At 54.1% G+C, this 23,656-nt stretch carries 17 protein-coding genes; 4 read left to right on the top strand and 13 right to left on the bottom strand.

The window, feature by feature from the left end:
* Positions 1-10: 10 nt before the first annotated feature.
* Positions 11-922: a LysR family transcriptional regulator gene (locus ACR0B8_RS15840; protein WP_170362024.1), complete on the top strand. Its 912-nt coding sequence runs from the start codon at positions 11-13 to the stop codon at positions 920-922.
* A 279-nt stretch (positions 923-1,201) separates the two neighbouring features.
* Complete coding sequence (locus ACR0B8_RS15835) at positions 1,202-4,522, top strand: ATP-binding protein (protein ID WP_226689615.1); 3,321 nt, start codon at positions 1,202-1,204, stop codon at positions 4,520-4,522.
* Between the two features lie 213 nt (positions 4,523-4,735).
* Here ACR0B8_RS15835 and ACR0B8_RS15830 read toward each other — a convergent pair whose 3' ends face one another.
* The 13 genes from ACR0B8_RS15830 to ACR0B8_RS15770 form a co-directional block, all read right to left on the bottom strand.
* On the bottom strand, positions 4,736-7,270 hold the full coding sequence (locus ACR0B8_RS15830; protein ID WP_170552935.1) for a cation:proton antiporter: 2,535 nt from the start codon (positions 7,268-7,270) through the stop codon (positions 4,736-4,738).
* Between the two features lie 362 nt (positions 7,271-7,632).
* Entirely contained in the window at positions 7,633-8,097 is a 465-nt protein-coding gene (locus ACR0B8_RS15825; protein ID WP_170362021.1) for a GNAT family N-acetyltransferase, read from the bottom strand.
* A gap of 129 nt (positions 8,098-8,226) precedes the next feature.
* A complete protein-coding gene (locus ACR0B8_RS15820; protein ID WP_170350802.1) occupies positions 8,227-8,469 on the bottom strand; it encodes a glycine zipper 2TM domain-containing protein in 243 nt (80 codons plus the stop codon).
* Positions 8,470-8,709: 240 nt separating this feature from the next.
* Entirely contained in the window at positions 8,710-9,621 is a 912-nt protein-coding gene (locus tag ACR0B8_RS15815) for a LysR family transcriptional regulator (RefSeq protein WP_480658979.1), read from the bottom strand.
* Between the two features lie 15 nt (positions 9,622-9,636).
* Positions 9,637-10,242: a 3-isopropylmalate dehydratase small subunit gene (gene leuD / locus ACR0B8_RS15810; protein ID WP_226689612.1), complete on the bottom strand. Its 606-nt coding sequence runs from the start codon at positions 10,240-10,242 to the stop codon at positions 9,637-9,639.
* On the bottom strand, positions 10,243-11,637 hold the full coding sequence (gene leuC / locus ACR0B8_RS15805) for a 3-isopropylmalate dehydratase large subunit (RefSeq protein ID WP_480658977.1): 1,395 nt from the start codon (positions 11,635-11,637) through the stop codon (positions 10,243-10,245).
* Positions 11,634-12,539 carry an alpha/beta fold hydrolase gene (locus tag ACR0B8_RS15800; RefSeq protein WP_226689610.1) on the bottom strand — a complete coding sequence of 302 codons (906 nt, stop codon included), beginning with the start codon at positions 12,537-12,539 and terminating at the stop codon, positions 11,634-11,636. Before ACR0B8_RS15800 ends, leuC begins: the two co-directional genes overlap by 4 nt.
* A gap of 310 nt (positions 12,540-12,849) precedes the next feature.
* The gene (locus ACR0B8_RS15795; protein ID WP_170362143.1) at positions 12,850-13,812 is read right to left on the bottom strand and encodes a 2-hydroxyacid dehydrogenase; all 963 of its coding nucleotides are present in this window, start codon (positions 13,810-13,812) and stop codon (positions 12,850-12,852) included.
* Positions 13,813-13,816: 4 nt separating this feature from the next.
* Entirely contained in the window at positions 13,817-14,011 is a 195-nt protein-coding gene (locus ACR0B8_RS15790) for a hypothetical protein (protein WP_170350800.1), read from the bottom strand.
* Between the two features lie 12 nt (positions 14,012-14,023).
* Positions 14,024-15,370: an amidase gene (locus ACR0B8_RS15785; RefSeq protein ID WP_170362016.1), complete on the bottom strand. Its 1,347-nt coding sequence runs from the start codon at positions 15,368-15,370 to the stop codon at positions 14,024-14,026.
* Positions 15,367-16,731, bottom strand: coding sequence for a TRAP transporter large permease (locus ACR0B8_RS15780; protein WP_170350798.1), 1,365 nt, complete (start codon positions 16,729-16,731; stop codon positions 15,367-15,369). The genes ACR0B8_RS15785 and ACR0B8_RS15780 overlap by 4 nt, the downstream gene beginning before the upstream one ends.
* Complete coding sequence (locus ACR0B8_RS15775; RefSeq protein WP_170350797.1) at positions 16,724-17,332, bottom strand: TRAP transporter small permease subunit; 609 nt, start codon at positions 17,330-17,332, stop codon at positions 16,724-16,726. The genes ACR0B8_RS15780 and ACR0B8_RS15775 overlap by 8 nt, the downstream gene beginning before the upstream one ends.
* A gap of 81 nt (positions 17,333-17,413) precedes the next feature.
* The gene (locus tag ACR0B8_RS15770; RefSeq protein ID WP_170350796.1) at positions 17,414-18,508 is read right to left on the bottom strand and encodes a TRAP transporter substrate-binding protein; all 1,095 of its coding nucleotides are present in this window, start codon (positions 18,506-18,508) and stop codon (positions 17,414-17,416) included.
* A 245-nt stretch (positions 18,509-18,753) separates the two neighbouring features.
* On the opposite strand from ACR0B8_RS15770, the gene ACR0B8_RS15765 reads away from it, so the two are divergent.
* Entirely contained in the window at positions 18,754-19,587 is an 834-nt protein-coding gene (locus tag ACR0B8_RS15765; RefSeq protein WP_226689609.1) for an IclR family transcriptional regulator, read from the top strand.
* Positions 19,588-19,836: 249 nt separating this feature from the next.
* Positions 19,837-23,091 carry an adenylate/guanylate cyclase domain-containing protein gene (locus tag ACR0B8_RS15760; protein ID WP_480658974.1) on the top strand — a complete coding sequence of 1,085 codons (3,255 nt, stop codon included), beginning with the start codon at positions 19,837-19,839 and terminating at the stop codon, positions 23,089-23,091.
* Positions 23,092-23,656: the final 565 nt, after the last annotated feature.

The raw sequence follows: 23,656 nt of genomic DNA, 5'->3' as shown, positions 1-23,656 counted from the left end.
TTTGGATATAATGAGCCTTGATACAGATGCGCTCCGACTGTTTGTAAGGGCGGCAGAAATGCTCAACATCAGTGCTGCGGGGCGCACGTTGGGCATGGCCCCAGCTGTCTCCAGCGCAAAGCTTGCCAAGTTGGAACAGAGCCTGCGCTCTGAACTATTGCACCGAACGACCCGCAAAGTGTCGCTGTCTGTCGAAGGGGTCGATTTCCTGCCCTTCGCCCGCGAGATCATCGCGCAGGAAGAAGCCGCGCTTGCGGCCCTGGGCAAGCAGACGACAACGATCCGGGGCACATTGCGCTTTGCTGCGCCAAGCAGCTTTGCCCAACTCTACATCGCGCCGATCCTACCGAGGTTTCTTCAACAGCACCCTGATCTCACACTGGACTTGCGCCTTTCTGATGTTCAGTTCGACCTGATCGAAGGCAGCTTTGACCTTGCACTTAGAAACGCTCCGCTTGTGGACACCAGCTTGAAAGGCCGCAAATTGGCCGATGACCGGCGCATCCTGTGCGCCGCGCCGCACTATCTTGAAACGCACGGAACCCCCAATACGCCCGCCGAACTGGCAAACCACCATCTGATCGCCTTCCAAAACCGTCATCCGCGCCTGCTGACAGGCCCGGCAGGCGAACGTGCTGTATTCGACCTCGCATCTGCCAAAGGTCAATTGATTATCGACGACGGCCAAAGCCAGGTCTGCGCCACGCTGGCTGGGGCCGGTATTTCATTGAACGCGTTATGGAGTGTGCATGAGCACCTGAAGTCAGGCCGGCTGACACAGGTTCTGCCGAACTTTGAAGCCGCAGAGGACAATGTCTTGTGGTTGATCTATCCCAAGTCCAACGTGCTATCCCCCAAAGTGCGGGTGTTCATGGACTTTCTGATCGCAGAGATTGGCGCAAAGCCATCTTGGGAAACATGAACCGGAAAAGATCTGTCGCCGTCGTGTGAGCACAGATCGGGTTCTATGGCATCAAGCGATGTTGATTTTGCCAAGGCCGCCAATCTAAGTCTATCGTTGCCATACACGGCTTAACGTCCAATACGCCAATGAAATCCTTGACCTACTTTGAAACAGAGTCCTTCATTGAGTGGAACATGATCAGAAAACACCGTTTGCACGACGGGTCAAACCAACAAAGGAAAGCATGCTGGTAGGGCGCAGGCGATAGTTCTGCTGAAACAGCAAGCAAAAATGTAGATGTCCGATATAGCGTCTTGGCTAAAAAAACATGGTTTGTCCAAGTATGCTGCTGCCTTTGCAGAACACGAAATCGAACATGGTGATCTTTCTGAGCTAACAGACGATGACCTTGTGACAATCGGCCTCCCCCTCGGACCAAGGCGGCGTTTCATGAAGGCTGTTCGCTTCGATGCAGAGGCAGACCTTGACCCACACAACACCGGTACCGGCCCCGAGATCATCGCGGAACGGCGACAGCTTACCGTCATGTTCATCGATTTGGTCGGATCAACGGAAATTTCACAACGCGTCGATCCGGAAGATCTGGCCGATGTTCTTCGACTTTTCAAAGAAACATGTGCTGCGTCGGTTGCTGCGTTTGATGGCCATATTGCCAGCTATTACGGCGATGGGATTATGGTCTTTTTTGGATTTCCCCACGCGCATGAAGATGATCCAGAGCGGGCAATTCGGGCGGGCCTGCGCATTATGAATGAAATGCCGAAAATTCGCACCCACGCGAAACTTAACGTCCGTATCGGAGTTGCGACCGGATTGGTTGTCGTCGGTGATCTGCGTGGCGAAAACATGTTTGAGGACGGGACGGCGATGGGTGAGACACCGAACCTGGCCGCGCGCCTTCAGGCAATGGCGGATCCAGGAACGATGATCGTCGCCCCCAGCACGCATCAGTTGGCCGGTGATACCTTCGAATACGTTCTCCGAGGCGCGTTCAAGCTCAAGGGTTTTGCTAAAGAGGTCGAAGCTTGGCAGGTGACGGGTGAGCGGCAAACCGTCAGCCGTTTTTTGGCAATAGATGATGTGTTGCTTAAGCCGTTGGTGGGTCGCTCCGCAGAATTAGAGACCCTCAATGACAAATGGACGCTTGCCAGCGGTGGTCACGGGCAGGTTGTGTTGGTGTCGGGTGAGCCAGGAATTGGCAAGTCACGGCTGGTGGAAGAATTCAGGCAAAAATCTTCGGACTTGCCCGGCACGCAGATGCGATATCAGTGTTCTCCCTACCATTTTGCGACTGCGTTCTATCCTGTCATTCGACAACTTGAGAATGTCGCCAAGCTCCGTTCCGAAGACTCGAACGAGGCAAAGCTTGAAAAAATCCGTGCTGTTCTGGGCGATGAATCCAACGATGCATTGCAGCTGGCCGCGTCCCTTCTGTCCATCCCATTCGAGGATCAATTGGGGCCCCTGAACCTGACGCCTCAGCAACTCATGGATCAGTCATTAGACCTGCTGCTAGGCAATCTCACGTCGGAAGCAAGGGAGCAGCCGGTTCTATTCTTGTTTGAAGATGCGCATTGGATTGATCCAACGACCAAGCTGCTTTTGGACCGAATAGTGGAGCGAATTCGAGACCTTCCGGTTCTGGTCGTCATGACATTCAGGCCCGAGTACGACCCTGGCTGGACGCTGCAATCGAACCTCACGAAAGTTGTTTTGAAGCAGTTGGATTTTCAAGAGGTGAAGAGCATTGTGGACGAAGTCGCAAAAGGTGAGGTGATCTCGGACGAGATGTACGACGCGGTCGCGGCAAGATCTGACGGAGTGCCGTTATACATAGAGGAAGTGACCAAAGATCTCCTTGAATCGGGCATTCTGACCAAGGGCCGAGACACTTATACGATGGGTGGGGCCTCTCCGGCCAACTCGGTTCCCAGCACGTTACATGATGCACTTATGGCGCGCCTTGATCGTTTGAGCTCTGCCAAAGAGGTGGCCCAGATAGGGGCCGTAATCGGGCCTCAATTCACCTATCCTTTGATCTCTAAAGTGGCCGATATTGGCGATAAAGCGCTGCGTGCGAACCTGGAACTATTGGTAGAAGCAGGCATTGTTACCGTTTCTCGCGCCGAAGATTTTGAAACCTTCAGCTACTGTCATGCCCTCATTCGTGACACTGCCTACAACAGCCTATTAAAGCGGGAACGTCGCGTTCTGCACTCTCGCGTAGCGCAACAACTTGATGACACTTCGACGCACACGGGTGATGCCAGCCCAGAAGTGCTGGCCCATCATTACACTATGGCTGGCATGCGTAAGGAGGCCGTCAATTACCGGTATCTTGCCGGTCAGCGTGCTGTCCAACGATCCGCGAATACAGAGGCGAACACGCAGCTTTCCCTGGCGATCGAACAGTTGAGTGAACTGGAACAAAGCACTGAGCGAGACCGCAAAGAAATTGAGATTCAGGTTCTGAAAGCAGGCGTTCTACGATCAACCTCAGGAATTGCTGCGGATGAGACCGGCTCGGTCTACGCAAGGATCCGCGACTTGTGCGAACGCGTTGAAGAAACCGATCATCTGTTCCCGGTTCTGAACGGTTTGTATTCCTTTCATTTGGTGCGCGCCGAGTATGATTTGGCCAAGAACGTTGCCACGCAATTGCTGGAATTGGCGACTACAACACGCGAGACGCAGCACCAAATGGTGGCACATCGCGCCATGGGCGCCGTGTTGTTTCATATCGGGGAATTGGCCTCAGCATACGAGCATTTGAACAAGGCGTTAGAACTCTACAGCCGGAAACGTGATGGCCACCTCGCGTACATTTACGGGTCGGACCATGCGGCCATCACTTCGTGCTTTTTAAGTTTGGCCATGTGGATGCGCGGGGATCCAGACAACGCTCTTGAAGTTCAGACGCAAGCGGTGGCGGGCGCAGAAGAACTTGAGCATGCCCACAGCATTGCGCAGTCGCTGACCTATCTGTGCATGCTTTACCTAATGAGACGTGAACCTGAAAACGTACTCGGGGCTGTTGAAAAGCTTGAGGCGCTTTCAATCAAACACTCATTCACGTTCATGTCCTTGACTGCGACCCTCTGGCGAAGCTGGGTGAATGCGTATCTTTCGCCAAACCAGGAAACGATCCTTGCGTTACTGAAAGCTTCAGAAGCTTGGAGGGTAAGCGGGGCGGGAAACTATAAGCCGTTCTTTCTTACTCTGATTGCCGAACTCACACTTAAAACCGGTGATCGGGAAGGTGCCTTGAGCTTTTTGGCTCAGGCACGTGAATTCCAAAATCAAACCAATGAAGGATGGGCCCAATCTGAGACGGATCGGGTCTATGCGCTTGCGCTGTGCGAGAATGAAGTGGCCGAACAAGAGTTTCGTGAGGCTTTGAAATCTGCGAGGCGGCAGAAGGCAGGAATGCTCGAGCTACGCGTCTCGGTAGATTACATCAAGCAATGCAATCGTTTTGAACAAGCGCAAAGTGCCGACTTTGATCTAAGTGCCGTTTTAGAGAGGATCACAGGAGGTGAGCATACGACCGATGTGAGTGATGCATTGAAGCTAATTGCTGAAAAATCCGTCAGTTGAATCTCAGATATCCGCATGAAACGGCCGAAGCTGAAGCTTTGTGTTTTCGTTAGGTATTTGTGCAGATTTTGTAACGGCAATCGCACAGTTTGTGTCCGTGCAGCCTTTTTTACGCACGCGGCGAATAGCTAGTTTTACCGTCCGCAACCCAGCAAAAAATAACCGGCTACAAACGGCTAGAATGGGTCGCAATCTCCTTCCATTGATGGCCTATCAGGAATTGGGCCCTTGTTCAGAAGATCCTACGGGCTCATCCAGATCCAACACTGCGGGGTCGATCATGCGTTTGTTTGCGCTCATCTTGACAGAATTCCGCATTGCCTCACTGCGCCGGAGCAATCGCCGGAAACGCGCTTCGTCGAGCATTAGCAGTGTCGAGGGGGCCAATGCCCGCACGTTTACGCGACGGGGCCGTTTCAACAGCATGGCCAATTGCCCAAACATTTCACCACGACCTAACCGCGTAGTATGTCTGCCGAGTTCCACTTCGACTGCCCCAGAAGCGATAAAGAATACACTCCCCGCGAATTCGTCTTTGGAAATGATCGTGTCACCCGCGTTGGCATATCGGGTTCGCAATGCTCTGCTGAGTTTCCTCAGTGACGCTTTGTCGAGATCAGAAAATAGTGGAAACTGCCGGACCAGATCCCGTCCTTTAAGGGCAATGTCCAGTACCGGACGCCCTTCAGACAAAGCACGTCGCGCCGCCACTTCCTGCATCAACACCGAATAGAGCTCTTCGCCCACAAGGCCGTCCTCGCGCATGACCGCGTATTCACGCTCTTCCAGCCGGAGCGCCGTTCGCCGGATGAACCGCCGCTCCAGCTTTTCGGCGTAGCCTGGATATTGGAGCCGCAATCCGTCAAGCGCTGCCTCAACCGCCTCGGATCGACGCGCCAACAGGTCGTCAAGCAATTCCGCAACCCGGCGGCCGTGGATTCGACGTATGCGCCCACGGACGAACCCATCAAGGTCCCGCAGGATCAGTCGCTGCATGAGCAGTCTTTCAAACCGATCCGTTGTAATACGCGTGAGTGGAAACGAGATTCGAAGCCGGTTGTGCAAAAAAACGGCGATCCGGAAAGACCTGCCGTAAACGACGGACCGGTTAGACGCGCGCTGATAGCCGAGCCGCCCTCCGGTCCGTGCGCCTTCTATGAGGCGATCCGCGTCGGACAGAATCTTCTCACTCAGCACAGATGACGTGGTGCGCTCTCGCATCCGGGCCAATACGGAATCCCGCTCTGCCCCAGCCAGCGCAATAAGGCCAAGTGTGATCCGATCACGATCAAGAATCTGCGCGCTGTCTTCAGCCGCGTTTACGGCCTCGTCGAGGCGTTCACTGAACTGTTTGGCTTCGTTTCTGACGATATCGTGGGTCAAGTCGTAGTTTTCTGCAATGCGGGACACGTCCTCGCGCACCGATTGCAAGGCGACGGCGACCACTTGGCGTGACAGTGCCGTATCAAGCGGAGAGAGCCTATCGAGCCCCAGTTTTGTGATCACTGCGCGCAAGGTTGTTCCCTGCACAATCAGTGTAAACAGCGTAAAGCCAGTGGCCAGGATGCCGACCAGTCGCTTGGTCTCCAGCGGGATATGCGTGCTTTCGGTGACTGCCAGCGCCAACGCCAGTGTCACGGCTCCCCGCAGTCCACCCCACAGCATCGCGGTGCGATAGGGGCGTTCAACAGCTGGCGACAGACCGATTGTCGTGAGCAATGGCAACAAGCCGAACAGAACCGCCGCCCGTGCAAATACTGCAGCAAGAACCACGACGGCCAACAGACCGAAGTCAGACGGCTGCACCCCTTCCAACAGTCTCGGAATCAGCAATGCCGCAAGAATAAAGATCAGCGCGCCCGCCCAATGTGCCAGCAGGTCCCATACTTCTTGAAGATTTGTCCAACCGGCCGGTGACAAACGACCGGGACCCGTGAGGTTAAGCGTAAGACCTGCGGCCACCACGGCGATAACACCAGAAGCCCCGATGCTTTGTTCTGCAACGATATACGCGAGATAAGGCAGTGCAACGGAAATAGAAATTTGTGCCATATCCCAGCGGTCGACGAACGCCATCACCCAAACAGCCATGCGCGCCATGAGCCAACCGGTGAAAGCACCTCCTGCGATTAGCAGCGGAAATTGCCCCACAGCTTCACTTAGCAATGGGTCGGGCCTTCCGAGCATGACAAAGCTCATGAATAGTCCGAAAAGAGCAATGGCAGCGGCATCGTTAAGGAGGCTTTCGCCTTCGATAATTCGCGATAGCCTGCGCGGTGCGGAGATCGATCGAAAAATGCTGACAACCGCCGAAGGGTCAGTTGTCGACACAATTGCGCCGATCAACAGACAGGCGGCCAGTGGCAGCGTACTTACCCAACTCAGCGCATAGCCAATGGAAAGTGTCGCCACGATCACCGCGACAACCGCCATCATCAGGATGGGCATCCAATCGTCCAGCATCCTGCGCAGGTTCATGCCAAGCGTCGCCTGAAAGAGCAATGTTGGCAGGAAAACATAGAGGAAGACGTTAGACCGGATCGGCAGGTCAATAATCGCTTGCGCGCCCGGGTTCAGCGCATCCGTCAGGTCGGTGTTAAGAAAGAATGCCGCGCCAAGCCCAATCACTATCCCAAGAACAGCGAGGATAACGCTGTAGGGCAAGCGCAATCGCGCGGCCAGTGGTTCCGCCACCCCGATTACAACAAAAAGAGAAGTGATGATGGTCGTAATGACGACGATATCCATCCATACGTATTACCTGAGAACTCGACCTAATGGAATCCACCCTTCAAGCGTTTCGACCACATCGGATCAAAGTGTTAAAATACACTCGCCAGGCTGTGCAGTTGCAGCCGATGCCAGCAGTGACTGGGCAAACTACGGCACCAGACCCACGATTTGAAGGATTGAATAAGCCAACCGATTAGGCCGCCCCCAGGCGTTAGGTTCCGATGACTTCAATGGGCGCCAAACAACTTTAAGATCACTGGCCACATTCGGAGCAGTGCTATCCATCAAGCTGTGACCATGAAGAAGTTGCAAGGCGCGTAAGCTGCTAGCTTTCTTGTGGTACCCTCTGCCATATCAGCGGCAGAGGGCCTATTGCGTCACAGGGCCTTTCGGAAGATAATCTTGTCATCGCCGTCCGCCCAGAAATCGCGGATGCGCGCTTCTTCCTCATAGCCATTCTGAGCATAGAACTTGCGCGCGAGTGCAAAGTTGTCAGTGCCAGATGTGTCTACGATTAAGATACGTTGCCCTTTGTCTTTCAAATACTGTTCCGCGGCCTTGACCAAGGCCGCGCCCAGACGTTTGCCTTGCAAGTCTGGGCGCACCGCGAGCGCGAGCATATTCCAGGTTCCGTCAGCAAGGTCTTCTGGAACGATGTAGCACAAGCCGACGGCTTCGTCGTCTGAGTGGCACGTAAGCCAGAGAGCTTCTGTTTCCCCTGACAACGTAGGTGCCAGCATATCCGGAAGCATCTCGCTTGGGAAAAGTCCTGTATTGTCCAGCACGGCTTTGAGACCTGGAATGTCGTCAGAAGACGTTGGCTTGATTATTGGATTTGTCATTTTCTAATTTACCTTAAGGCACGATGCGGGCAGCAATCCGGAGCGACTTTTTTTCGACACTCCGACACAGTATTTCAGCGCACCAAAAGGCACTTGAAAGGCCAGCACCCCACTTTTTGTGCCTTTTCGTCAGTTACAAGCCGACTGGCCAGCATACATTCCAAGTCCGGCACCAGCCGCCGTTGCAAGGGTCTGGCCCGTGCCTGAACCAACCTGATTGCCTAAGACGCCACCCAAGGCTGCACCCCCCAAAATCCCAGCGGCACATCGGGCGTCGTTTTGTGCTTGAGCCTGAGTTGGTGTTGTCGGGGCTCCACATGCTGCCAAAAGCAACGTGCCACCAAGCAGGCATACTACTGCTGTCTTCTTCATGTCGGTTTCCTTACGTTCACGCGTATGTCTTAGATGCTTGTTTCTGGACATGTAGGGTCTGCTCAACTGCTCTCCAACCCGTGGTCGATTTAGACGCGAAAACCCGCCTAGTGGCGCGGTGATTCGCCAATTGAGCATTCTCGTCGCGCAGCTTTGGGGTGAACCACGCAGTTAATCAAGGCTTCCGGAGTTGCTCCACTTTAGTCGACGTGTGCCTTAGTGAAGCACATCGGCAATCTGTCACTGACCTGCGCCGTCTGGGTGCAGGGTCGAGGAGACGTATTTAACCACATCCACAAACTCCTCCACCATTTTCGAGTTCGCCGTCGCCCGTCGCGCGACGTAGAGTTCGATGCGTTGACTGTCTGTCCGATACGGGATGCAGCTCAAACCCGCAGGTGCCAGAGTGCGGATCCAAGCTGGTGCCAGCCCGATGCCCACCCCGTGCGCCACCAGCTGCAACATGGTGGATTTGTCAATGACTTCGCAGGCGATGTCCGGTTGCCATCCTTGGGCACGAAAGCTGTTCCACAGCAGGTCATGCAGGATCGGGCGCGCGTGTTTTGGAAATCCGATAATCGGCTGATCGCGGATATCCGCCGCTGACAGCATTGCTCGGCCCGCTAGCTCGGATGCGGAGGGCAGCACCACAACGGCACCCTGCTGGTACAAAAGATCTGCCTGCAGAAATTCTTCCGTTGGGGGGTTGCGAACAAAAGCAATGTCGGTCCGATGGTTCGCAAGCTCTTGCGTATGGTAGTCCGAAGACGAAATCTCAAGAATGTCCACGTGCACCGAAGGTTGCCGTTTGCGGAATTCCATCAGCGCCGGCGGCAACAGCATCGAGATTGCTTCGTCCACGCCGCTGACCCGCAGCGTTTTCAGCCCGCTGTCGGCCGTGTGTCGGGCTTTGGAAACGGATTTATCGATATCCGCCAGTATCCGTTTGGTGTCGCGCAGGAATTCGGACCCCGCTTGCGTCAGGCTGACCTGCCGAGTTGTTCGAAAGAACAGAGCAAAGCCCAGCTCGTGTTCCAGCGCAGATATACGGTCGGACAAGGCCGGCTGACTAAGGCCGAGGCGTTCGCCCGCCTTTCGAAAATGCAATTCTTCGGCGACGGCCACAAAGCACTGAAGTTGGCGAAGTTCCAAGTCACACTACCCCGGCTAATGTATGACGCGCACCCGTTGCCGCTCTCCCAGTCCGCTTTCATATTTGCGGATCGCATCCGCAAATTCCAGCGAGTTCAGGGTGTCGTCGCGGCCCTCAAGATGGGCGGTTTGCGTCGCGTCGTCCATTTCAAACGGCAGCTTTGCCTCGCCGTGTCTGATGACTCGGTTTTCGATATCAATCGTATAGTTGGCACCATCCTCATGGGACGCCGCTTGCATCAACTGATCCCGAACCTCAGGACTGACGATGGGCAAGGCAAGGCCATTCTTGCGCGCGTTGTCGTAGAAAATGCCCGCAAAGCTGGTGCCGATGATGCCCTGAATACCCAGTTGAACCAGCCCCCAGACCGCATGTTCCCGGCTGGACCCACAACCAAAATTGTCGCCGACGATCAGTATCCTAGCCTCGTGCCAGGGATGTGTGTTCAGCACAAAATCCGTGCGCGGCGTATCGTCGTCGTGAAAGCGCAGGTCGGCGAATGTGCCATCCGCCAGCCCTTCGCGCGTGATCGTGATCAGAAAGCGTTTGGGCATGATCACATCGGTGTCGACATTGGCAAGCGGCAAGGCGGCGGCCAGCCCGTGAACAGTTTTTGGCATCTAGTCCACTCCTTCACTCAGGAATTCGCGTACATCCGCGATACGACCATGGATGGCGGCGGCAGCCACCATCTCCGGGCTCATCAAATGGGTGCGTGCCCCGCGGCCTTGCCGACCTTCAAAATTGCGGTTGGTCGAGGACGCAATTCGTTCGCCATCCATGGCGATATCGTCATTCATCGCAAGGCACATCGAACAGCCGCTTTCCGGGCGCCAGTCAAAGCCCGCTTCGATAAACACCCGGTCGATCCCCTCAGCCTCGGCCTGCAGGCGGGTAAAGGTCGAGCCCGGAACGACGACGGCGTTCACCGACGCGGCAACCTTTTTGCCATTCAGGATTTTGGCTGCGGCGCGCAGATCCTCGATACGGCTGTTGGTGCATGAGCCGATAAAGGCGCTGTCGATTTCAATATCGGTCATCGCCTGCCCCGCTTTCAGGTCCATATAGCCCAGCGCCCGGTTCAGCGCCTCGCGTGCCTTGGGCGTCATCCCTTCGGTCTCGGCAGGGACTGAGCCGTCGACAGGAACCGACTGATCCGGGCTGGTGCCCCAGCTGACAAGCGGGGCAATGTCGGCGGCGTCAATCTCAAACACCGTGTCATATTCCGCGCCGGGGTCAGCGTTCCAGTCCAGACCGCCAAAATCCAGCGTATCGCTATGCGCGCGGCCCTTGATTTTCTCAAGCGCCTTTTTGTCGGCACCGATCAGGGCGGCCCGTCCGCCCAGCTCGACTGCCATGTTGCAGATTGTCATCCGCCCAGACATTTCCTGTGCACGGATGGCCGAGCCTGAAAACTCGACAGCATAGCCATTGGCGCCGCCTGCACCGACCACCTGAACCACCTTCATGATGACGTCCTTGGCGGTCACACCGGGGGCGAGATCGCCATCAATACTGATCAACATGGTCTTCAGCCGCTTATAGCGCAGGGTCTGCGTCGCCAGCACATGTTCAACCTCAGACGTGCCAATGCCAAAACCCAACGCTCCAAAGGCCCCATAGGTGGTGGTGTGGCTGTCGCCGCAGGCAATCAGCATCCCTGGCGCGACAAGCCCCTGTTCGGGGACAACAACATGCTCGATCCCCTGACGGCAGTCACCCAGACCATAAAAGGCGATGTTGTGCTTTTTGCAATTGGCTTCCAGATTGTCGATCAGCAGCTTGGACGCCGCATCATGCGGATCGCGCTGCCGTGTAGCGTTCACGTGATCTACGACCGACAAATGGGCCTCGGGCCGCCAGACAGAGAGCCCTTTCTGATCCAGCCCGGAAAAGGCCTGCGGGCTGGTGTATTCATTCATGATATGGAAATCGACATAGATCAGCATGTCGCCGTCCGGCAGGTCGCAGACCTTATGTGCGTCCACCAGTTTATCGTAAAGCGTCCTGCTCATTCGGCTGCATCCTTCTGATCGGTTTGCCGCAGGAAAAATGCGCGCATTCGGCTTGCTATTTCGTCTGGGATCTCTTCGGCCATGTAATGCGTGGCATCAACGGCCTCTCCCTCGACCCAGTGCGCCCGCGCTTGCCACAGCGCCATCGCGTCAAAACAGGTCTCGATCACCCCGCGCTTGGCCCACAGGACCATAAGCGGTTGTTCTATCTTCCGCCCGTCGTCCCGATCGTCATGTTCGATGTCGATGGTCGCAGCGGCACGGTAATCTTCGCAAGTGGCATGGATGGCCTCGGGTGTGCTAAAGGCCGCGATGTATTCGTCAAGCGCCTCGGCGGTAAAGGGACTTTCACCTTTAGCCTGATTGAAGCATTTGAGTTTCCAGAACTGTGCGGGGTCATTGCCGATGATCTGTTCCGGGATGGGGTGTTTCTGAATCAGAAAGAACCAGTGCCAATAGGCGGAGGCAAACTCCTTCGAGGTGTCGCGATACATTTCACGCGTCGGAGCGATATCCAGTAGGACCATCGCCTGGACATTCTGTGGATGATCCAGAGCCATTCGATGCGTGACGCGCGCACCTCTATCATGGGCACCAACCAGAAAAGTCTCATGTCCCATCTGAGACATGACCGAGACCATGTCCTTTGCCATTTCGCGCTTCGAATAAGGCGTATGCTGATCATCCGAGGCGGGTTTGGACGATCGACCATATCCGCGCAGGTCGGGACAGATGACATGGAACTGATCTGTGAACTGCGGGGCAACCGCATGCCACATGGCCGATGTCTGCGGATAGCCGTGCAACAACAAAAGGCTCGGATTGCCGGGGTCGCCCCCGTGACGAACAAAAATCTTCTGCTCGCCGACATTCAGAGTCAGTTCCTCGAAATCCAGAAACATACCGGAGTGCTCCGCTAAAATGGGTTGTTATTCACGATACCCGACTTTTACACCGATATTGATCGAATATACTGATCAATTTTTCTGAAAAATCATCACCGCCCAAGCATGTACTCTCGCTCAGCATCTTTGATCGGGTCAGACCGACCTGACAAAAAGGGCAAAGGCAACAAAGTTCTGAATCTTCGATCTGCCGTTCCCGTTAAAAAAACGAGGCGGTCAATGCGTTCCAGACCTCGGATGACCCGCCTTTGGATTGCCCACCACACCTAGGTCAAAAAAAGGAATTTTGCCCTTACAGCTTCCTAGTCTATAAAAGGTCGCGCGGTGTTTTTCCGGCAAAGAAAGCGTCTAAATTGTCCAAAGCGCGAAAGCCCATGGCGTCCCGGGTTTTAGTCGTGGCGCTACCTATATGCGGCAACATGAAGATGTTTTCGTGCGCTGCGAACTTTGGATTTCCGCCCGGTTCTGTCTTAAAGCAATCAAGCCCTGCGGCGGCCAGCTTTCCACTTTCAATGGCTTGCAGCAGCGCGTCTTCATCAACAAGAGCGCCACGAGCTGAGTTGACGAGTATTGCATCGTCAGGCAGCGCAGCCAGCCGTTCGGCATTCATAAGGTCCAGAGTTTCGGGCGTCGCAGGACAGTGAAGCGATAAAAAGTCGGCCACTGGCAAAAGAGTATCGACGCTTTCGTGATAAATTGCCCCCTGTTCCTTATCAGGTGACAGGCGGGTGCGGTTGAAATAGTGAATTTCCATATTAAACCCGCGTGCTTTTGTTGCAAATGCCCGACCCACGCGCCCCATCCCGACGATGCCCAGGCGCGCACCCGTGAGTTGCTTGCCGACCATGAAAGATGGGCTCCAACTGTCCCAAGTACCTGTACGCATAAGGCGATCGCCTCGGACAGCGTGTCGCGCCGCACCAAGCATGAGCAACATTGCAAGTTCCGCCGTAGCGTCAGAAAGGACATCTGGTGTATTTGTCACCACGATCCCCCTTGCTGCCAAGGCCGGCAAGTCGCAATGGTCCACACCAACAGAATGGTTCGCGACAATTTTTAAACGCGGGTCAAGCTTTGACACGACCTCTGCTGAGAAGTGTTCCGAATGGCAGGGCATTATTGCGTCTACCTTGGAACTCATCTCAATGATCTCTTCTGACGTGCCCGGAGTATCGGCTTCGTTCAGGATCACGTCATAATCCTTTCGCGCACGTGCAATGGTTGCGTCGGACACGCGGCGCGGCAGCCATAGGACTGGTCTGTCACTCATGCGTTCAGTCCTTTTTGACGGCGTCTTCCCAGAAATTATAAAGCGCCAAGGCAATCACAAAGACCGCAATACACAGGAAAGGCAAACCTCCCCAAAACCCGGCAAAACCAGTTGAAATGCTGTGTGCAAGGCCAAGAACAAAAACCATCATCAGACCGGTGCCGATAATGCCCATAAGAATGTTTGTAAGTCGCGACATCGTTTAATTTCCTTACTGTTCTTGTTCGGCGAGGGTGCGTTGTACCCATGATGCAGTGCGCAGAAGCCGGTCATCTTCCTCGACTGCGCCAATCAATTGCACGCCGATTGGCAGGTCATTCTGTCCAACCAGCAAAGGCAAGGTGAGGCACGGTAACCCCGCCAGCGTCCAAGTCAGGCAAAAGACTGAATCGCCAGTATGCCCTGCTGTCAGTGGCACGGCCTCTCCAGTAGCCGCAGGGGCAAGGATTGCATCGAATTCGGTGAAGTATTCTGCGAAAAAGCTTTGAGCAGAGATCATGACAGCCAAGGCATCTTCATACTGCGCCAAGCTTATTTCTGTTCCTCGGGTTATTGCAGACTGCATCTCAAGGCTGAGTTCCGGCCAATGAGCTTCGGAAATCTCAACCATGTTCTCGCGAATTTCGTAATCGTAGATCGTTTTGTGAACATTAATGAGGTCAGCTAATTGACGGGATGCCGAAAATCGCTCGACCCGGCCACCCAAGCATTCGACAACGGCATTAAGGCCTTCGACGGTATCCACATCCAAACGATCATTGAACGGAAAATCCAGCCAGGCGATGTTCGGTTCGACAGGCACCTCTGCCCGCACGCCTTTCAGCATGTTAGCCCGCGGTCTCGCAAAGCTGCCGGGATCGGCTTGGTCATAGCTAGACAGGACGTCTGTCAACAAAGCTATGTCTTCCAGAGAATTTGCAAATCCGCCGACATGATCCAGCGACACAGATGTGCGAAAGACACCGCTACGCGAGATTGTTCCGCGGGAGGGTTTGAAACCGTATACGCCACAATACGAGGCGGGGCGGATCACCGAACCACCGGTCTGGGTTCCAATCGCCAATGGAACGTGCCTGGCCGAAACTGCAGCGGCAGATCCGCTGGAGGACCCGCCCGGAGTTCGGCTGTGATCCAAAGGGTTGGTGGTGTCGGCCGGATTCATGAAGGCAAATTCAGTGGTCTTGGTCTTGCCCATGATCACCGCTCCGGCTTCACGAAGATGCTCAACCAGCCGAGCGTCCGTCTCAGGTTGGCGGCCTGAAAAAATTGCCGATCCGCATTGCGTGGGCATGTCTTTTGTATCGACAATGTCTTTCAGTCCGACGGGTACACCATGTAGCGCCCCTATCGCCCGCCCTGCCTTGCGAATACGATCCAGCTCACGCGCCTGATCGAGTGCCACGCCGGCGTCCAGGTATGCCCATGCGCGAACCTTGTCATCCGTTTCCTCAATTCGCGCCAAGCAGGCCTCAACCAATGCTTCGGATGAAATGCGCCCGGTTCGAATAGCCTCGGCGGATTGAACCGCCGAGAACAGTGACAGATCATGCTTTGTCATGGCACCCAAACCCCAAACAGATAATCAGGAAGCCACAGTGCGATCCCCGGGAACTGATACATCAGCACCATGCACAGGATCACGATAGCCAGATAGGGCATCAGACCTTTGAAGATCTCCATCAACTGGATCTGGTTCTTCAGAACCCCTTTCAGATAATAGGCTGACATGGCCATGGGAGGCGTCAGGAATGAGGTCTGTAAATTCAGTGCAACCAGCATCGCGAAGAAATACGGATTGACCCCAAACGTATCCAGCATCGGCAGAAAGATCGGCACAAAGATGATCAAGATCTCGGACCATTCAAGCGGCCATCCGAGCAGGAAGATAATCAGCTGAGCAAGGACCAAGAACTGCCAGGGTTGAAGGTTCATACCGACGACCCAATGCTCGATCACATCGTGTCCACCAAGATAGGAAAAGATCGAGGCGAAGGTCCAAGAGCCAACAAACAACCAGCACACCATGGCCGTTGCCTTAGCTGTGAGAAAGACACTCTGTTTGACTTTGTCCCAAGTGAGCGATCGATACAGCATCGCCAGAACCAAACCGCCCAATGCGCCCATTGCCGCCGCTTCAGCCGGGGTCGCCAGACCACCAAGGATAGAGCCAAGCACCAGCATAATCAAAACGGTCAAAGGCACAAAGGAAACCAGCAAATCCATATAAATCTGCCGTTTCGGAGGAATGTCTTCCTCTTGTGGTTTAGGTGCCAGCGACGGGTTTATCCAGACGCGCACCATCACATAGACGATGTATAACCCCGCCAACAAAAGACCCGGGAAAACAGCCGCAGCATACAGGCGCAATGGTGATAGCTCTGCAATGGCGGCATAGACGATCAGCATAATCGACGGTGGGATCAGAATTCCCAAAGTTCCGCCCGCGCAGATAACGCCAGAGGCGAAGCTGCGCTGATACCCGGCATTCGCCATCGCAGGATAGGCCAGCAGACCCATCAGAGTAACAACTGCACCAACAATCCCAGACGCGGTCGAGAAAACTGCGCAGGTCAGCAGCGCCGCAATGGCCAACGAGCCCGGTAGATTTCGCGCCGCCATGTAGAGCGAGAAGAACAGGCGATCGACGATATTCGCCCTCTCGACCACGTATCCCATAAATAGGAATAATGGGATGGCAACTAGCGTATCATTCTCCATCACCGAGTAGGTGTTTTGGTTCAGGAGGTAGAAGATGTTGTTGTTGAAGATGTCCGCAATGGTCTCGGGCGCGGACTGGTAGTAGGCGTAGTACCCAAAACCGACACCCATGGCGAGCAACGTGAACGCAATGGGAAAACCCAGCAGCACCAAAACAATGAAGAGGCTGAGCATCAGGATGGCGACTTGTGGATCAGTCATCGCTGCGACCTCCTTCTTGAGTGCCAGTTGTTCGAATTTTGTCGATGGTATTTTCCATCAACATGTCTTCGGTTTCGCGCACGTCATCGAGCCGCTCGAGCCAGACGCCATTTCGCATCGCCAGCCAGCACCGGGCCATTTCGGCAAGGCCTTGAAGCATAAGAAGGAAACCAGCGACCGGGATCAGGGTTTTGAAAAAGTAAATCTGGATGCGCGCAGGGCTGTTCCAGCTGACCTCTTCATAGCGCCAACTGTCTTTCGCGATCTCCCACCCGTACCAGAACAAAGCGAACATCCCGGGAAAGAAGAACAGAATGTATAGAACAAAATCGACCCGAGCCTGCCAGCGGACAGAGAACAGCCGGTACAGAACATCGCCGCGGACGTGCGCGTCTTGCGCCAACGCATAGGCCCCGGCCATCAGAAACAACGCGCCATACATCTGGACCATCATGTCGAACGCCCAGACGGTGGGCTTGTTCAGCACATACCGGACGAACACTTCGTAAGACACGGAAAGTGTCAGAATTAGGATGCACCATCCAAAGGCTTTGCCGACCCATTGGCTTAGCCCTTCGATGGCGTGGATTGTCTTGATCAAGGTCAGTTCCTCGCCTGTTCTGCCCGGAGTTCAGGAGGCCGCGCCACAACGCGACCTCCTCATTTCAAAGGTATTCAGGCCTCAACCGAAGTAGTGCTTGTACGCAAGCTTGTAGTCCGGTTGGTTCAGGTTGAGATAATTCATCACGGTCTTCGCATAGGCCTTCTGGCTTTCAATTACCTTTGCGAAGAACGGATCCTCGTTGGCAATCCGTTCAACGACCACATCCCAAGCATTCAGCTGTGCCTGCATCACACTGTCGGGGGTGCGATATACGTTAACGCCCTGCTCCTCTGCCAGTGTGACCAGATCCTCGGAATAGCGTTTGGTGTTGTTCCAGTAGAAGTTGGAGTTTTCGGCTTCTGACGCATACTTCAAAATGGCTTGAAGCTCAGGCGCAAGGGCGTTGTATTTGTCCTTGTTGAACGTGACCTCGAAGAACTCCTGACTCTGGTGGAACGACGCAAGGTGATAATGCTTGGACACATCCTGCATCCCAAAGTCTCGGTCCGACGTTGGATTGTTGAATTCCGCCGCGTCGATCAGACCTGACTTCATTGCTGGCTGAATTTCACCTCCCGGCAGCTGTACGACCGACATTCCCATCTCAAGCAAGACATCTGCCGCAAGACCAACGGTGCGGTACTTCAGACCATTCATTTGATCTGCGCTTGTGATTTCTTCTTTGAACCAGCCAAGCGGTTGAGCCGGCATGGGTGAGTTGAAGAATGATACGACGTTGAGGCCCAGAATGCCCATCAATTCGTCGAATAGTTCCTGACCACCACCATAGTTCACCCAACCCAGAACTTCCTGGCTGGACCAGCCAAAGCAGGGGCCAGTTCCAAAGAGCGACGCTGTCTTTGACTTTGAGTACCAATAGGCCGGCACGTAATGCGCAGCATCCAGAACGCCGCGGTGAACAGCATCCTGCATCTGGCTTGTTTTTACGACGGAATTCACGGGCAACAGTTCGATCGTGAGTTTCCCGCCGGACATTTCGTTCACGCGATTAACGTAAGACTGCGCGTTTTCCAGAAAAATACCGCCTCCCCAGGCGGCCTGCATCTTAAGGTTGGTTCCTTCCTGAGCATGGACAGCCGGAGCTGCAAGCGCACCGGCGCCCACAACGGCAGAGCCACGCAGAAAATTTCTGCGGTTCAAAGATTTTGTCATGTTTCCTCCCTTAACTGGGCCTTGACCGATTTTGCCTCGGCATTGGCACCAATCCGCTCTCCAGCGGATAAGAGTAACGATAAGACAGATTCCAAATATTTCAAAATATTTTGGAAAACTCTTGAAATTTGGACAGCAAATCCAATCAACCTATTGATTATTTTATATTATTATTTTTCATTTTTTTACCCCGCTGAACGAGCTAGAATCTTTCAGCAAGAAACTGAGCATTGGTTGCCCTGAGTATGAATGAACAAAAAAACCCGCTTCGCCGAGGACGCCCGCGCCTAAAAGCGAATGAGGAGAAAGCCGAAACATCGCCCGTTGTTGCGCTGGATCGCGGCATTCGCGTGCTGATCGCTCTCTCAGATACGCGCTGCGCGACACTTGCGGAACTGGCCAGAGTCACGGCAATCCCAGTTGCGACGGTACACAGGCTTCTGACCACGTTGCAGCAGCGAGGCATGGTTGTTCATTATGCCGAGCAAGGCAAATGGCGAATTGGACCGCAGGCCTATCGGATCGGCAGTACGTTCGAAGATGGATCAAATTTGCTGGAAGTCGCACCGTCAGTGATGCGCACACTGTCAGAAGACACCGGTGAGACAGCAAATCTGGCAATCGAAGAATGTGGGCAGCTATTGTTTCTCATTCAGGTCGAATCCGATAACCCAATTAGGGCTTCTTTCAAAAACGGAACTGCGGCGTACTTTCACACATCCGGTGTTGGAAAAGCTATGATGGCATTTATGGACGAGGCCGCGGTTGAGACCCTTTTGGCCCCACAAACACTAGTCCGCCAGACGCCCAATTCCATTACAGACCTGAAAGAGCTGAAGTCAGTACTCCGCAAGTCCAGAAAGCGTGGATGGGCCTTGGACGATGAAGAACGGTTTTTGGGTATGCGTTGTATTGCTGCACCTATCTTCGACTCGCTGGGCAAAGTTGTTGCGGGCGTTTCGGTTTCCGGTCCAGTTACAAGATTTCCCGAAAACAAGCTTGAAGATCTGGCAGCATCGGTTGTCCAAGCTGCCAAAACCATTTCAGAAAGGCTCCAAAATTCCCCAATTGGAAGCTGATTGCATAAACGCCGCAGGTTATTGAAACTTGTTGCGATTTTTGAATTTTCGGTGAAAGGCCGCAGCACTGGATGGGTTTTTTTAGGGGCAGTGCCGCAAAAAATGCTGTGGAATGCGCTAATTCTCGGCTTGGGACAACGATTGACATTGTGACCCTCATCCAATGGCTCTGGCCATCACACTGTCAATACGAAAGATAAATTCTCTGTGATGTGATACAATAAGCCCGAAAAACCTGAGGGGGGCAACGTGGATCAACGATTGCGTGCCTGGCTGAGTCGCCTGGGATTGGAGAGCTATGCTTCGTTGTTGGAAGAAAACGACGTCGACATTGAGACTCTGCGCCATCTGAATGACGAGGACTTGAAAGACCTTGGCTTCAGCCTTGGGCACCGTCGTCGCCTGCTTGCGGCCATTTCGCCAGCGGCACAAGCCGTAAAGAAAGACACGATTGAAAACGCAGCACCCGAGCGGCGACTGCTTACTGTTTTGTTCGTTGATATTGTGGATTCCGTTGTCCTCTCAAGACAGCTGGACCCCGAAGAGATGCGGAATCTGGTCACAAAGTACCAGTCGGCAGTCGTATCAGCTGTCCTTCGGTATCAAGGCTATGTCGCCAAGTTTCTCGGAGATGGCGTTTTGGCCTATTTTGGGTGGCCCGAAGCCCATGAAGATGAAGCTGAACGAGCAGTAAAGGCAGCAAAAGATGCCTTTGCAGCAATCCAGGAAATTCACTCACAAGACGGACGGCAACTCCAAGCGCGTGCAGGTGCAGCTAGCGGAGAAGTTGTTATTGGAACAATAGTTGGCGATGTCATGAATGATGACGCCGCCGTCATCGGGGCAACACCCGGCTTGGCTGACCGGCTTCAACGCCTGGCGCGGCCATACGAAATTGTTGTTGGCCCATTAACCCGTCAACTCTTGGGCCGCCGTTTTGAAGTGGAAGACATTGGCCAACATGAATTGAAAGGGTTTGACGAGCCTGTACAAGCCTGGCGCGTCGGCACGGAAACAACTGTCGAAACACGTTTTGAAGCATCCCGGTTCCAAGGTTCAACGCCATTGGTTGGACGAGCTTCGGACCTCCACTTAATTCGTGATGCATGGCAGCAAGCAAAGGCAGGATCGGGTCAAGTGATTTCATTGACCGGAGATCCGGGCATCGGCAAATCGCGATTGGTAGAAGAAATGCGGCACGAAATCTCTGGAGACAGGCGTTTCGGCTATCGTTACCAATGCTCTCCTCATCACACAAACGATGCCTTTTTTCCATTGATCACCGGGATGCGGAGAGCAGCCGGGATTGCAGAACAGGACTCGGTAGCGGCGCAACTTGAAAAACTAGAGAACATACTGGGGCTGACGGATATCCCGTTGACCGAAAGCGTGCCTCTGATCGCGTCGCTGTTAAGGGTAGAAACTGAAGGGCGCTACGATGCCCCGGATTTCCCTCCGGTGCAATTGCGCCGCGCGATAATTCGCTGCCTGATAGATCAAGTGCTGCGTATGAGCGCACAGCACCCGATCATCATAGTTATTGAAGACATCCATTGGGCCGATCCGTCGACGCTGGAGCTGCTGCAAAACATGATTTCTGAGGCCGCCGAAGCGCCAATCATGTTATTGCTAACGTACCGACCGGAATTTCAGCCTTATTGGAACGACTGCGGCTATTGGCGTGAGATTGTCCTTAGTCGGGTCGGTCGGCGGCAATCTTTGCGGATATTAAACTCCGTTTCTGGGGGAGACGTGAGCGAGGAAGCCGCCGCGCAAATTGTTAAACGTGCCGATGGCGTGCCGCTCTACATCGAGGAACTGACCAAGGCATTTCAAGAGGCGGGGTTGAGCAGTGGGGATGTTGTTCCCGCCACGCTTCACACATCGCTTTCAGCACGCCTGGATCGGCTTGGGTCGGCAAAAGCGATTGCTCAGATTGGATCCGTCATTGGGCGTGAATTCGATCACAAAGACATTGTGGACTTGTCGGCAGAGGTCGGCATGGACTGCCTGCAAGCGCTTGAAAAGCTTGTTGAATCTGGATTGATACTCCGCATGGGCGTTCCGCCAATGGCAAGCTACATGTTCAAGCACGCTCTCGTCCAAGATGCTGCCTACTCCACTTTATTAAAGAGCCGACGCCACGAGTTGCACTCAGCATTTGCCGATCTGCTTGAAAGAAAAAGTTCTGATAACAATAGCGAGACCGCAGGAATTGTGGCCCATCACGCCTTTCTTGGCGAGGATTGGCCGCGTGCTTTCCGAGAGTTTCGCAGAGCGGGCGAAGACGCGGTTGAACGCTCGGCACTGCGCGAAGCAGCAGGCCAGTTTCGCAGGGCGCTCGACGCGCGTAAAAAATTTGAAATGGATGCCGAAACTGCAACCGCAGCAATAGATACGAAATTTGCGCTACGGAACGTTCTTTGGGCACTGGGGCAGTTCGCCGCTATTCTAGATCCACTTGACGAAGCCGAGAAGTTGTCGCTCACGTTGGAAGACGATGTGCGCCTTGGTTGGGTTTCCGTTTATCGTGGCGCAAGTTTGTGGCAAGTCGGACGCTCGGCTGACTCCAAGGCAGCCGCCGAACGCGGGCGCGATATTGCTCGGGATTCCGGTGATCGATCGCTGGAAGTTGCGGCTGATTTTTACCTTGGCTGTACATTCGTAACCTCTGGTGAACTGCGCACAGCCGAGAGATACTTCGAACGTGTTGTTTCAAATCTGCCTGGCGATGCTGCGCTCGAAAAGTGTGGGCTGCCTTTTGCACCTGCGATTATCGCCCGGTCCTGGCTGGTCTGGTCTTACGCCGAGCGTGGCGAATTTGAACGTTCTTCACATCATGCAGAACAAGCCGTTGCGCTTGCGGATCTTCAAGACAATCCTTTCAACCGCGCGCATATCGGTTACGATATTGGCTATTATCAGATTGTACGTGGTGACATCGCGGCTGCGCGTGCGACTCTTGGCAACGCGAGTTCGATCATCGACGTTTGGGGCCTCACCTATCTATCCCCTTTCACGAACGGATTTCTTGGGTTTGCTGAAATCCTGGCAGGAGACATTGAGACGGGCCTGGCGAGGCTTGAACAGTCTTGTCAGTTGTATGATGACATCGGGCTTGGTTTGTTCAAGTCCCTGGTTTTTACCCAGCTGGCTTTCGGATATCTCAAAGCCGGTCGCATCGAAGACGCATCCAAACGTCTCGGTCGCGCACTCGATATAGCGCGCAGTCGTGGTGAACGCGGTCACGAAGCCTTTGGTTTGTTTGTGATGGGCGAAGTCTTAAGCAATGCAGGCGCTGGTGAGGAATACGACGCGATGAAATGCTATGAGCGTGCCTTGGAGATTTCAACTGAGCTGGAAATGCGCCCATTAGCGGCACAGTGCGAACGTGGGCTGAGCCGAATTAAATCCAGGATGGGGCATACCGATGCCCAAGATCCTATGAGCCGGGAAAACAAGTTTTTTGATGGACTTGATCATCCCAGGGACAAACGAACCTAGGCGCATGTTAAACAACGGTGTGAAGCTGGAAGAAGCCTCTCGAGCAGAAGGTTAGGGGCTTCTTGGGACAAAGCGAAAAAACAGATGAAATTTTTTGAATGATAGGCATTTGTTTGATGCTTGTTGCGCGAGACTTACGATGTGCGACAAGACTGATCGCTAGATTTTTACGCTCACAGGACGATTGCGAACCTGCGATGAGAGCCCACTACTGCCATTAATCATACTGCAGCCTTTCGCTCTCGCGCGCGTTCAAGCGTGATGAGTTTGGGTGCTGAGATTCCCGTACCCAGAACTTTCGCACCGGTCTGCAGCGGATAGTTTTCACGCACAAAATCCCCTGAGGACTGATGTCGCCGGGTCCTCTTCAGCGTCTTTAAGCTAGGTGTAAAATTCGCCCATACGTGTCTGACGTCAGCAGCAATGGGACAATTCAGGGTTTTTGCATAGAGGAGGGTTTCCGGCTCATCGTAGGCTTCAAGGATCGAAGATCAGACGGGAACCATCGCTACCAACGCCGGTTAATGCAACAGCGCCAAGGGAACCGTTCAAATTGAGCTGGCTG

The organism is Ruegeria sp. BH6, assembly GCF_056538105.1.
This window is presented reverse-complemented; position numbering and strand designations above follow the sequence as displayed.